Genomic DNA, 11,677 nt, shown 5'->3' on the forward strand with positions numbered 1-11,677 from the left:
CGCGCTGAGTGTCGGAGGCGCCGGGTAGGCTCGTAGCCAAGATGACAGAGGACCTCTCACCAGCTGAGCGATACCAGGCTTCCCGGGTCCGTGCGGCCGAGATGGCGACGGCCCTCGGGCCCTTCCGGGAGATGTACGCATTCGGACTGGACCCGTTCCAGACCGAGGCCTGCCAGGCCCTGGAGGCGGGCAAGGGGGTGCTGGTCGCGGCGCCCACCGGGTCGGGCAAGACGATCGTCGGCGAGTTCGCCGTGCACCTGGCCCTGGAGCAGGGCCGCAAGTGCTTCTACACCACGCCGATCAAGGCGCTCTCCAACCAGAAGTACGCCGACCTCGCCAAGCGCTACGGCGCGGACAAGGTCGGTCTGCTGACCGGTGACAACAGCGTCAACTCCGAGGCTCCCGTGGTCGTGATGACCACCGAGGTCCTGCGGAACATGCTGTACGCGGGCTCCCAGTCGCTCTCCGGCCTCGGCTACGTGGTCATGGACGAGGTGCACTACCTCTCCGACCGCTTCCGGGGCGCGGTCTGGGAGGAAGTGATCATCCACCTCCCGGAGTCGGTGACCCTGGTGTCCCTGTCGGCCACCGTGTCCAACGCGGAGGAGTTCGGCGACTGGCTGGACACCGTGCGCGGTGACACCGAGGTGATCGTCTCCGAGCACCGGCCCGTCCCGCTGTGGCAGCACGTGATGGCCGGACGCCGGACGTACGACCTCTTCGAGGAGGGGACCGACCACGGGGGCCGCGGGTCCGGACGCCGCGAGGTCAACCCCGATCTGGTCCGCCTCGCCCGCCAGGAGAACCAGAACACCTACAACCCCCGGGACCGCCGCCGGGGAAAGATGGTCCGTGAGGCCGACCGCGAGCGCGAGCGGCGTCAGCGCGGCCGGATCTGGACCCCCGGCCGCCCCGAGGTCATCGAGCGGCTGGACTCCGAGGGACTGCTGCCCGCCATCACCTTCATCTTCAGCCGGGCGGGGTGCGAGGCCGCCGTGCAGCAGTGCCTGTACGCCGGGCTCCGGCTGAACGACGAGGACAAGCGCGGTCTGGTCCGGGAGATCGTCGAGGAGCGCACCGCGTCCATCCCCGGCGAGGACCTGCATGTGCTGGGCTACTACGAGTGGCTCGAAGGCCTGGAGCGGGGCATCGCCGCCCACCACGCGGGCATGCTGCCGACCTTCAAGGAGGTCGTCGAGGAGCTGTTCGTCCGGGGGCTGGTGAAGGCCGTCTTCGCCACCGAGACGCTGGCGCTCGGCATCAACATGCCCGCCCGTACCGTGGTGCTGGAGAAGCTCGTCAAGTGGAACGGCGAGCAGCACGCCGACATCACACCGGGCGAGTACACCCAGCTCACTGGCCGCGCCGGACGCCGGGGCATCGACGTCGAGGGACACGCGGTCATCCTGTGGCAGCGCGGCATGGACCCGACCGCCCTGGCGGGGCTGGCGGGTACGCGTACGTATCCGCTGCGCTCCAGCTTCCGCCCCTCGTACAACATGGCCGTCAACCTGGTGCAGCAGTTCGGGCGGCACCGCTCGCGGGAACTGCTGGAGACCTCGTTCGCCCAGTTCCAGGCGGACAGGTCCGTCGTCGGCATCTCGCGGCAGGTGCAGCGCAACGAGGAGGGGCTGGAGGGCTACAAGGAGGGCATGACCTGCCACCTCGGGGACTTCGAGGAGTACGCCCGGCTCCGCCGCGACCTCAAGGACCGGGAGACGGAGCTGGCCAAGCAGGGCGCCACGCAGCGGCGCGCGGCGGCGGCCTCGTCGCTGGAGAAGCTGAAGCCGGGCGATGTCATCCACGTCCCCACGGGCAAGTTCGCCGGGCTGGCGCTGGTGCTGGACCCGGGGCTGCCCGCCGGGCGGGCCAACGGGCACCGCGGGTTCGACCACCACGACGGGCCGCGGCCGCTGGTGCTGACCGCCGAGCGGCAGGTCAAGCGGCTGGCCTCGATGGACTTCCCGGTGCCGGTGGAGGCGCTGGAGCGGATGCGCGTCCCGAAGTCGTTCAACCCCCGCTCACCGCAGTCCCGGCGCGATCTCGCCTCCGCACTGCGGTCGAAGGCCGGGCACATCGTGCCCGAGCGGCACCGCAAGGGGCGGGCGCCGGCCGCCGACGACCGGGAGATCAGCCGACTGCGCGGCGAACTGCGCGCCCACCCCTGCCACGGGTGCGACGAGCGGGAGGACCACGCGCGGTGGGCCGAGCGCTACCACCGGTTGCAGCGGGACACCCGGCAGCTGGAGAAGCGGATCGAGGGGCGGACCAACACGATCGCCCGCACCTTCGACCGGATCGTCGCGCTCCTGACCGAGCTGGACTACCTCCGGGGCAACGAGGTCACCGGCAACGGGCGGCGTCTGGCCCGGCTCTACGGAGAGCTGGACCTCCTCGCCAGCGAGTGCTTGCGCGAGGGCGTGTGGGAAGGGCTCAACCCGGCCGAACTCGCCGCGTGCGTCTCGGCGCTGGTGTACGAGGCGCGTCAGGCCGACGACGCGGTCGCGCCCAAGCTGCCGTCCGGTCCGGCGAAGACGGCCATGGGCGAGATGGTGCGGATCTGGGGGCGGCTGGACGCCCTGGAGGAGGACTTCGCGATCAATCAGGCGGAGGGGGTCGGGCAGCGCGAGCCCGATCTCGGCTTCGCGTGGGCGGTCTACATGTGGGCCTCCGGCCGCTCGCTGGACGAGGTGCTGCGCGAGGCGGAGATGCCGGCGGGGGACTTCGTCCGGTGGTGCAAGCAGGTGATCGACGTGCTGGGGCAGGTGGCCGCGGCCGCGCCGGGTGCCGGTTCCAAATCGGAGACCGGTGCCGGGGGCGACGGTTCCGTGGCGCGCAACGCGCGCAAGGCGGTCGACGCGGTCCTGCGGGGGGTCGTGGCGTACAGCTCCGTCGGCTGAGGCCCGACGGGTCTGCCGCGCACCCCGGGGCCGGGTCCTCGGGGTGCGGATCCTGGGGAGTCGGGTCAGGTGCTGCGGCTCCTGGCCGCCGCCCCGGCGCAGGCCATGCCCAGCAGGACGGTCAGACCGCCGACGATGATGTTGTTGAGGACGATCCCGGTGTCCGGGCTGCTCCCGACCACCCAGGTCGACACGATGACCCAGGCTCCCATGGCGCACATCGCCCAGCTCAGGCCGTACATGCGCTCGGGCATCACGGTGAAGCCGAGGGCCAGGACCGCGATGGCGATGCCCATCACCAGGTTGTGCGTGGCCAGGGCGGACTGGTTGGCCGTGAAGTGCAGCACCCATGGGGAGACCGCACAGTAGAGGCCGACCAGGAAGACCGGTGCGTCCACCAGGGCCACGTCGCGGCCGCCCATCACCCGGTCGTACCGCGCGCGCATTTCGGAGGCATCGGGGTGGCCCGATATGTCGCTCCTCGCGTGTGAGACTTTGCTCATGAGATGTCGTCTCCTTCGATCCCGCGGGCCCCGCCGCTGAGCGGAAGGCGCGGCAGGCACCCGTACCCCCATCATGCGCTTATTCGCCGCTTATGTGTAGAGATCGGGCGAAAGGGATCGAGAGGAATCTACGCCGCCCGATGCCCGCTGTCCGAAGCCAGGCCTCGCGGTGGAGCGCCGACGGGAAAGGGGCGGGGAGCCACGGTGGACCGTGGCTCCCCGCCCCTTCACCCGTGGGGGGTTACTTGGGCGGCATCAGGACCGAGTCGACGATGTACACCGTCGCGTTGGCGGTCGGGACGTTGCCGCAGACGACCTTCGAGGCGTCGTTCACGGTGTACTCCATACCGGAACCGGCCGTCGTCACCTTGCTCTTCTCCAGCGTGTCGAAGGAGCCCTTCTCCAGCTGCTGCGGGGTCAGCTTCTGGCCCACCACGTGGTAGGTGAGCACCTTGGTCAGCTGCGCCTTGTCCGCGAGCAGCGCGTCCAGGTCCGCCTTCGGGACCTTCGCGAAGGCCTCGTTGGTGGGCGCGAACACCGTGATGTTCTCGGCGTTGTTGAGGGTGTCGACCAGGCCGGCCTGCTTCACGGCGGTCACCAGCGTCGACAGCTCCGGGTTGTTCGACGCGGCCGTGGCGACCGGGTCCTGGGCCATGCCGTCGAACGAGCCCGCGCCCTCCTTCGGCACCGACGAACAGGCCGCGCCGAAGGGCTCGTTCATGTTCATGGAGTCATCGGCCGACGCGCTCGCCGACGCGGAGGCGCTGGGCGTCGATCCGGCGGCCGAGTCGTTGTCCTTGGACGAGTCGTCCGAGGAGCACGCGGTCAGCGTCAGCGGCAGCACGACCGCGGCGGAGACGGCGAGAGCGGCGCGGCGGAAGAGGCGGGAGTTCATGGAGTGTCTCCAGGATCGATGGTGTGGTGAGGAAGGGATGGGCGGGGACTGGGGGGTGAGGCGGGTTGCGGGACGGCGGGCCTCAACCGCGCCGGGGACCCGGGGAACGCGGTCTGCTGTCCTGCCGCGGATACGGCGAGGCGGTGCACCGCCCGGAGGGCTCCCCGGCCCTCCGAGCGGCCTCGCGGCCCCGACCGCATCCCACAGACCGCAACGACCGGCGCGTTCCGCACCCGGTGGCCGAGCCGCCGGGCGCGGCGCTCACAGCACGCGCCGAGCGGGACCGCCGGGGCGGGGACACCCCGTGCTTCCGCTCATCGTTCCGATCTGTTCTCACACCGGGGATTCGGCGCCGGGCGGGCCGCGGATTGGTCCCGGATCCTCATTCACCCGTTCGGAGCAAAGCCGATCTTCGACCAATCCACCCGGCCACCGGCCACGAATGGAGTAAAGGAGCGCGTTTCACCAGCGCTTCCACCAGTGAGACGGAACCGGAGGGAGCCCAGATGGCAGAGGGACGGCGGCGGACGGCCGTGATCGGGTCCGGAGTGGCGGGGCTCACCGCCGCGCATGTGCTCCGGGACGCGCACGAGGTGACGCTGTACGAGGCGGACGACCGCGTCGGAGGCCATGCCCACACCCACGATCTGGGCGGGTCCGACGGCCGGGTCCACCGGGTCGACTCCGGGTTCATCGTGCACAACCGGCGCACGTACCCGAACCTGCTGCGGCTCTTCGGGGAACTCGGCGTCCCCACCCAGGAATCCGAGATGAGCATGTCCGTACGGTGCGAGGGGTGCGGCCTTGAATACGCCGGGGCCCGGGGCCCGGCCGGACTGTTCGCCCGGCCCGGCTCGGCGGTGCGCGGACCCTATCTGCGGATGCTCACCGAGGTGCCGCGCTTCCACCGCGCCGCCCGCGCCCTGCTGGAACTGCCCGAGAGCGCCGCGGACGGCATGACGCTCGGCGAGTTCGCCCGGCGCGGACGGTTCTCCCCGTACTTCCACGCCCACTTCCTCACCCCCATGGTCTCCGCCGTCTGGTCCTGCGACCCGGTCACCGCCCTGCGCTACCCGGCCCGCTACCTCTTCCGGTTCCTGGCCCACCACGGGATGCTCACCATCGGCGACTCCCCGGTCTGGCGCACCGTCACCGGCGGCTCGCGCACCTACGTCGACCGGGTCGTCAAGCAACTGGCCGCCGTGCACACCGCGACCCCGGTGCGCACGGTCACCCGGCACGCCGACGGCGCCGACGTCACCACCGAGGACGGCACCACCACCCCGTACGACTCCGTGGTCATCGCCACCCACCCCGACCAGGCGCTCCGGCTGCTCGCGGACCCGACCGACGCCGAACGCAGCACGCTCGGCGCCTTCCGGTACTCCCGCAACCCGACACTGCTGCACACGGACACCACGCTGCTGCCGCGCGCCCGGGGCGCCCGTGCCTCCTGGAACTATCTGATGCCCTCCTGCGCCGCCGACGCCGATCACGTCACGGTCAGCTACGACATGAACCGGCTCCAGCGGCTCGACGCGCCCGACACCTACGTCGTCACGCTGAACGGCTCCGACCGGGTCGACCCCGCGTCCGTCCGCGCCCGCATGGTCTACGAGCACCCCGTCTACACCCCGGAGTCCGTCGCCGCCCAGGCCCGGCTGCCCGCCCTGTCGGGGCCGGTGACCGCCTACGCCGGGGCCTACCACGGCTGGGGGTTCCACGAGGACGGCTGCCGCTCGGGGGTCGAGGCCGCCGCCGCCCTGGGGGTGGTCTGGTGAGCGCCCTCTACCCGTGCACCGTCACGCACGTACGGAACCGGCCCACGAAGTACGCGCTCCGCCACCGGACCTACCTGTGGCTGATCGACCCCGACCGGCCGCCCCGGCTGCCGCGGATCCTGCGTCCGCTGGCCCGCTTCGACGCCCGCGACCACTTCGGCGGCACCGCCCCCACCATCCGGGCCGGGCTGGAGCGCTTCCTGCGGGCACGGGGCGTGGAACTGGGCGAGGGCACCGTCACCATGCTCACCCAGGCCCGGGTCCTCGGCCACGTCTTCAACCCGATCACCGTCTACTGGTGCCATCGCCCCGACGGCAGCCCGCTCTGCGTCGTCGCCGAGGTGCACAACACCTACGGCGGACGGCACGGCTACCTGCTGCGCCCGGACGAGGACGACCGGGCCGTGACCGGCAAGGAGTTCTACGTGTCGCCGTTCTTCCCCGTGGACGGCGACTACCGGATGCGGCTGCCCGAGCCCGGGTCCCGTCTCGACCTGAGCATCCACCTGGAGCGGGCGGGAGCCCGCCCGTTCACCGCGACCGTACGCGGCGAACGCAGGACGGCCACCCCCGGCGCACTCCTGCGGCTCGCGCTGCGCCACCCCCTCTCACCCCTCGTCGTCTCCGCCGCGATCCGCTTCCACGGCATCCGGCTCTACCTGCGCGGGCTCCCCGTGCAGCCCCGTCCCCCTCACCGCACCCAGGAAGGCATGCAGTGACCGCGCCCACCTCCGCGCCGCCCGCCGAGCACACCCCCGGGACCGACCCGGAACGCTGGCCCGACGTCGTCGCCCTGCCCACCGCGTCCCGCGCCCGCACCGCCGTGGCCGAACGCATCGTCCGCCGCGCCCTGTCCCGGCTCCCCCTGCGGGCCCGGCTCGCCGGCCGGGAGGACATCGGCCTCGGCGGGCCCCTCATGGACATCCGCGACCCCGACGCCTTCTTCCGCCGGATCGGCGCGAGCGGACTCATCGGCTTCGGCGAGTCCTACATGGCCCGGGAGTGGGACGCGCCCGACCTGGTCGCCGTCCTGACCGTGCTCGCCGACAACGCCGCCGACCTCGTGCCCCGTTCGCTGCAACGGCTGCGCGGGATCTGGGCGTTGCGCAAGCCCACCGGGCAGCTGAACACCCCCGAGGGCTCCCGGAACAACATCAGCCACCACTACGACCTGTCCAACGAGCTGTTCGCCCTCTTCCTCGACGAGACGCTCTCCTACTCCTCGGCCCTCTTCCGCGGCTTCCCCGCCGAGCAGGCCCTGCTGCCCGCCGCCCAGCACCGCAAGATCGACCGGCTGCTCGACGCCGCCGGGGTCACCGAGGGCACCCGCCTCCTGGAGATCGGCACCGGCTGGGGCGAACTGGCCATCCGGGCCGCCGCCCGCGGCGCCCGCGTCGTCACCGTCACCCTCTCCGCCGAGCAGCGCTCACTCGCCCTGACCCGCATCCGCGAGGCGGGGTTCGAGGACCGCGTCGAGGTGCGGCTCAGCGACTACCGCCAGGTCACCGGGGCCTACGACGCCATCGTCAGCGTCGAGATGATCGAGGCGGTCGGCGAGGAGTTCTGGCCGGTCTACTTCCAGACCCTGGACCGGCTGCTCGCCCCCGGCGGCCGGGTCGCCCTCCAGGCCATCACGATGCCCGACGACCGGCTCCGCGTCAGCCGCTCCACGTACACCTGGATCCACAAGTACATCTTCCCCGGCGGCCTGCTGCCCTCCACCGAGGCCGTGCGACGCGTCACCGCCGAACACACCCACCTGAACATCACCCAGCGCATCCCCTTCGGAGCGCACTACGCCGAAACGCTCCGGCTGTGGCGGGAGAGGTTCACCGAGCGGGCCGCGGAGGTCGACGCCCTCGGCTTCGACGCCGTGTTCCGCCGCATGTGGACCTTCTACCTCGCCTACTCCGAAGCGGGATTCCGCTCCGGATACCTCGATGTGCAGCAACTGCTCCTGACCCGCGAGGAGACCGCGTGACCACCACCGCCCCCCGGCCCACCGCCCCGCGCCCCCGGACGAACGGGGCCGCCCAGCGGGTGGAGCCGCTGATCGAGCGCTTCCTCGACGGCGGACTGCCGGTGCGCATCCGGATGTGGGACGGCAGCGAGACCGGCCCCCACGACGCCCCCACCGTCCACGTACGGACCCGCCGGGCCCTGCGGCGGCTGCTGTGGGCGCCGGGCGAACTCGGCCTCGCCGAGGCCTACATCACCGGCGACATCGACCTCGACACGGACCTGGGGGAGGGGCTGCGGGCGGTGCGCCGCGCGGTGCGCGAACGCGGCCTGACCGCTCCCTCGCCCACCCTCGGGGACCGGGTCCGGGCCGCCGGGACCGCGCTGCTCCTGGGCGCGGTCGGCCCCCGGCCGCCGGTGCCGGCCGCCCGTGCCGGACTGAGCGGGGCGCTGCACAGCAAGGCCCGGGACCGGGCGGCCATCAGCCACCACTACGACCTGTCCAACGCCTTCTACGCCCTGCTCCTCGACGAGACGATGGCGTACTCCTGCGGCTACTGGACCAGCGGCGCACCGGACTACGGACCGGCCGACGCCCAGCGCGACAAGCTGGAGCTGATCTGCCGCAAGCTGGGACTGCGGCCCGGGGCCCGGCTGCTGGACGTCGGCTGCGGCTGGGGCTCACTGACGCTGTACGCGGCCGAGCGTCACGGTGTCCGGGTCACCGCCGTCACCCTCGCCGCCGAGCAGGCCGCCCATGTGCGGGAGCAGGTCGCCGAACGCGGCCTCGAAGACCTCGTCGAGGTGCTGAACATCGACTACCGGGACATCGCGGCGCGGCCGGAGACCCGGGGCGCCTACGACGCGGTGTCCACCATCGAGATGGGCGAGCACGTCGGGGACGCGGAGTACCCGGCGTTCACCGCGATCCTGCACGACGCGCTGCGGCCCGAGGGCCGGGCCCTGGTCCAGCAGATGTCGCGCGGGCGCAACGCCCCCGGCGGCGGCGCGTTCATCGAGTCCTACATCGCCCCCGACATGCACATGCGGCCGGTCGGGGAGACCGTGGGGCTGCTGGAGGGCGCCGGGTTCGAGGTGCGGGACGTGGAGTCGCTGCGCGAGCACTACGTACGGACCGTGGAGGCCTGGCGGCACACCCTGGAGGAGCGCTGGGCCGAGTTCGTCGCGCTGGTCGGCGAGGAGACCGCGCGGGTGTGGCGGCTCTACCTCGTCGGCGGGGCCCTCGCCTTCGAGGAGCGGCGCATGGGCGTCGACCAGATCCTGTGCGTACGCCCCGACCCGGGCGGCTCCGCCGCGATGCCGCCGACCCGGCGGGAGTGGTACGTGCCCGGCGAGCCGGAGGCGGCACGGTGAGCGGTTTCGCGTGGGGCGCGTTCGCGGGCGGTCTCGGGGGCGCGGCCGCCGCCGCCCTCGGCGTCATGCTCGTGACCTTCGCCGTCGCTCTCAGGAAGGGCGTGCACCGCATCGTCGACGTCGCCTGGGGCATCGGGTTCGCCGCCGTCGCGCTCGTCTCCTACGGGCTGTCGGCGGGCGACGGGGACGACGGCCGCCGCCTCCTGGTGACCGTGCTGACCGTCGTCTGGGGGCTGCGCCTGGCGGTCCACATCGGGCGGCGCGGCCGGGGGCACGGCGAGGACCCCCGCTACGAGAAGATGCTGGCCAAGGCGCCGGGCAACCCGAACCTCTACGCCCTGCGCAAGGTGTATCTGCTCCAGGGCGCGCTGGTGTGGCTGGTCTCGCTGCCCGTGCAGGCCGCGCACTACCTCACCGGGCCGCTGGCCTGGTGGGCCTGGGCGGGCGTGGCGCTGTGGGCGGTCGGGCTGGCGTTCGAGACGGTCGGGGACGCCCAGCTCGCCCGGTTCAAGGCGGACCCCGCCAACAAGGGGAAGGTCATGGACCGGGGGCTCTGGTCCTGGACCCGCCATCCCAACTACTTCGGTGACTTCTGCGTCTGGTGGGGGCTCTTCGTCCTCGTCCTCCAGGCGCCGGCCGCGGCGGCCGCGACCCTCGTCTCCCCGCTGGTGATGAGCTTCCTGCTCACCAAGGGCAGCGGCGCGGCACTGTTGGAGCGGCACATGGCCGACCGCCCCGGCTTCGCGGAGTACCAGGCCCGGACCAGCGCCTTCTTCCCCCGGCCGCCGCGCCGGACGTGAGTGCGCGAGGGGGCCCGTCCCGCAGCCGCGCGGGACGGGCCCCCTCGGGGTTCACCGGGCCGGGTCAGTCCAGACCGCGGGCCCGTTCGAAGCGGGACCGGGCCTCGGTCAGGTCCACCACCGGGTCGGGGTAGTCGAGGTCCGCCCGGTCCTTCCCCGTCAGCTTCCACGGCTCGTGGATCGCGGACCCCGTCACCCCGGCGAGCTCCGGCACCCACCGGCGTACGTAGGAGCCGTCCGGGTCGAAGCGCTTGCCCTGGATCACCGGGTTCAGCACCCGGTTGGGGCGGGTGTCCGTGCCGGTGCCCGCCACCCACTGCCAGTTGAGCTGGTTGTTCGCCATGTCCCCGTCGACCAGCAGCTCCAGGAAGTGCCGGGCGCCCACCCGCCAGTCGACGTAGAGCGTCTTGGTGAGGAAGCTCCCCGCCAGCAGCCTGCCCCGGTTGTGCATCCACCCCTCGTGCGCCAGCTGCCGCATCGCCGCGTCCACCACCGGATATCCGGTGTGCCCGGTCTTCCACGCGGTGATCTCGTCCTCGTCGGACCGCCAGCGGTCCTGGCGCGGCCGGTAGTCGGACCAGGAGGCGTCGTGGCGGGCGGCGAGGACCTGGTGGTGGAAGTCGCGCCAGGCCAGCTGCCGGACGAACGCCTCGCCACCGGGACCGCCCTTCTCCTCGGCGCGGTGGGCCAGCTCGGCCGCGGAGACCGTACCGAAGTGGAGATGCGGGGAGAGCCGGGACGTCGCGTCCCCGGCCAGATCGTCGTGGGTGTCGTCGTAGTCGGCCATCGGCCCGTTCAGCCAGGACGTGACCAGCTTGCGGCCCGCGCCCTCACCGCCCCGGGCGAGGCCGGGGGAGACCTTCTTGACGGCGTCCCGGTCCGGCAGCGCGTCCGAGGCGAGGCCCTCGGGCATCCGTACCGTACGCGGAGCGCCCAGTGTTCCCCGTACTCCCTCCGCCTCCCAACGGCGGAAGTACGGGGTGAACACCGCGAAGTGGTCCTTGCCGCCCGATGGGACCACCCGGCCCGGAGCGAGCGCGGTGACCACCGCGTCATGGATGCGCAGGTCGCAGCCGGTGCCCTCCAGGGCGTCCCGCAACCGCTCCTCGCGCTGTGCCGCGTACCCGCTGACCCCGGCGGCGATGTGTACGGACTCCGCCCCGGTCTCCTCGACGACCCGCTTCACCTCGCGGGCCACCTCCCCCTGGCGGACGATCAGTCTGCCGCCCCGCTTCCGGAGCCCGGCGTCCAGATCCGCCAGGCAGTCCGCGAGGAACGCCAGCCGGTTGGGCGCGTCGAACCCGGTCCGGTGGACGGCGGCGTCCCGGACGAACAACGGGACGACCTCGTCCGCGTCCCGCAGGGCGGAACGCAGCACCGGGTTGTCGTGCAGACGCAGATCGGAGGTGAACAGCACCACCGCGACACTCATCGAACGGATGCTCCTTGCCGGGTTCGGGGATGA

At 72.4% G+C, this 11,677-nt stretch carries 9 protein-coding genes; 6 read left to right on the forward strand and 3 right to left on the reverse strand.

The window, feature by feature from the left end; genetic code table 11:
- The first annotated feature begins 41 nt into the window (after positions 1-41).
- Entirely contained in the window at positions 42-2,900 is a 2,859-nt protein-coding gene (locus ACIRRU_RS17270; RefSeq protein WP_403681097.1) for a DEAD/DEAH box helicase, read from the forward strand.
- A 65-nt stretch (positions 2,901-2,965) separates the two neighbouring features.
- Here ACIRRU_RS17270 and ACIRRU_RS17275 read toward each other — a convergent pair whose 3' ends face one another.
- Together ACIRRU_RS17275 and ACIRRU_RS17280 are read right to left on the reverse strand one after the other, a co-directional pair.
- Entirely contained in the window at positions 2,966-3,403 is a 438-nt protein-coding gene (locus tag ACIRRU_RS17275; protein ID WP_403681099.1) for an SPW repeat protein, read from the reverse strand.
- A gap of 241 nt (positions 3,404-3,644) precedes the next feature.
- Positions 3,645-4,298 carry a fasciclin domain-containing protein gene (locus ACIRRU_RS17280; RefSeq protein ID WP_403681101.1) on the reverse strand — a complete coding sequence of 218 codons (654 nt, stop codon included), beginning with the start codon at positions 4,296-4,298 and terminating at the stop codon, positions 3,645-3,647.
- A gap of 506 nt (positions 4,299-4,804) precedes the next feature.
- Here ACIRRU_RS17280 and ACIRRU_RS17285 point away from each other — a divergent pair.
- From ACIRRU_RS17285 to ACIRRU_RS17305, 5 genes are read left to right on the forward strand one after another with little or no spacing between them, the layout of a single operon-like run.
- The gene (locus ACIRRU_RS17285) at positions 4,805-6,079 is read left to right on the forward strand and encodes an NAD(P)/FAD-dependent oxidoreductase (protein WP_403681103.1); all 1,275 of its coding nucleotides are present in this window, start codon (positions 4,805-4,807) and stop codon (positions 6,077-6,079) included.
- Complete coding sequence (locus ACIRRU_RS17290; RefSeq protein WP_403681251.1) at positions 6,073-6,798, forward strand: DUF1365 domain-containing protein; 726 nt, start codon at positions 6,073-6,075, stop codon at positions 6,796-6,798. The genes ACIRRU_RS17285 and ACIRRU_RS17290 overlap by 7 nt, the downstream gene beginning before the upstream one ends.
- A complete protein-coding gene (locus tag ACIRRU_RS17295; protein ID WP_403681106.1) occupies positions 6,795-8,060 on the forward strand; it encodes a class I SAM-dependent methyltransferase in 1,266 nt (421 codons plus the stop codon). Before ACIRRU_RS17290 ends, ACIRRU_RS17295 begins: the two co-directional genes overlap by 4 nt.
- On the forward strand, positions 8,057-9,412 hold the full coding sequence (locus tag ACIRRU_RS17300; protein ID WP_403681108.1) for a class I SAM-dependent methyltransferase: 1,356 nt from the start codon (positions 8,057-8,059) through the stop codon (positions 9,410-9,412). The genes ACIRRU_RS17295 and ACIRRU_RS17300 overlap by 4 nt, the downstream gene beginning before the upstream one ends.
- Positions 9,409-10,212 (forward strand): DUF1295 domain-containing protein, encoded by an 804-nt coding sequence (locus ACIRRU_RS17305; protein ID WP_403681111.1) that lies wholly within the window; start codon positions 9,409-9,411, stop codon positions 10,210-10,212. Before ACIRRU_RS17300 ends, ACIRRU_RS17305 begins: the two co-directional genes overlap by 4 nt.
- Positions 10,213-10,276: 64 nt before the next feature.
- Here ACIRRU_RS17305 and ACIRRU_RS17310 read toward each other — a convergent pair whose 3' ends face one another.
- A complete protein-coding gene (locus ACIRRU_RS17310; protein WP_403681114.1) occupies positions 10,277-11,644 on the reverse strand; it encodes a cryptochrome/photolyase family protein in 1,368 nt (455 codons plus the stop codon).
- Between the last annotated feature and the right edge of the window lie 33 nt (positions 11,645-11,677).

This window comes from Streptomyces sp. NPDC101181 (genome assembly GCF_044767975.1).
In the GTDB taxonomy this organism is placed as follows: domain Bacteria; phylum Actinomycetota; class Actinomycetes; order Streptomycetales; family Streptomycetaceae; genus Streptomyces.

Coding starts and splice junctions, on each gene's coding strand:
- ACIRRU_RS17280 (WP_403681101.1), bottom strand. CDS start 4,298: ATGAACTCCCGCCTCTTCCGCCGCGCCGCTCTCGCCGTCTCCGCCGCG.
- ACIRRU_RS17270 (WP_403681097.1), top strand. CDS start 42: ATGACAGAGGACCTCTCACCAGCTGAGCGATACCAGGCTTCCCGGGTC.
- ACIRRU_RS17285 (WP_403681103.1), top strand. CDS start 4,805: ATGGCAGAGGGACGGCGGCGGACGGCCGTGATCGGGTCCGGAGTGGCG.
- ACIRRU_RS17310 (WP_403681114.1), bottom strand. CDS start 11,644: ATGAGTGTCGCGGTGGTGCTGTTCACCTCCGATCTGCGTCTGCACGAC.
- ACIRRU_RS17275 (WP_403681099.1), bottom strand. CDS start 3,403: ATGAGCAAAGTCTCACACGCGAGGAGCGACATATCGGGCCACCCCGAT.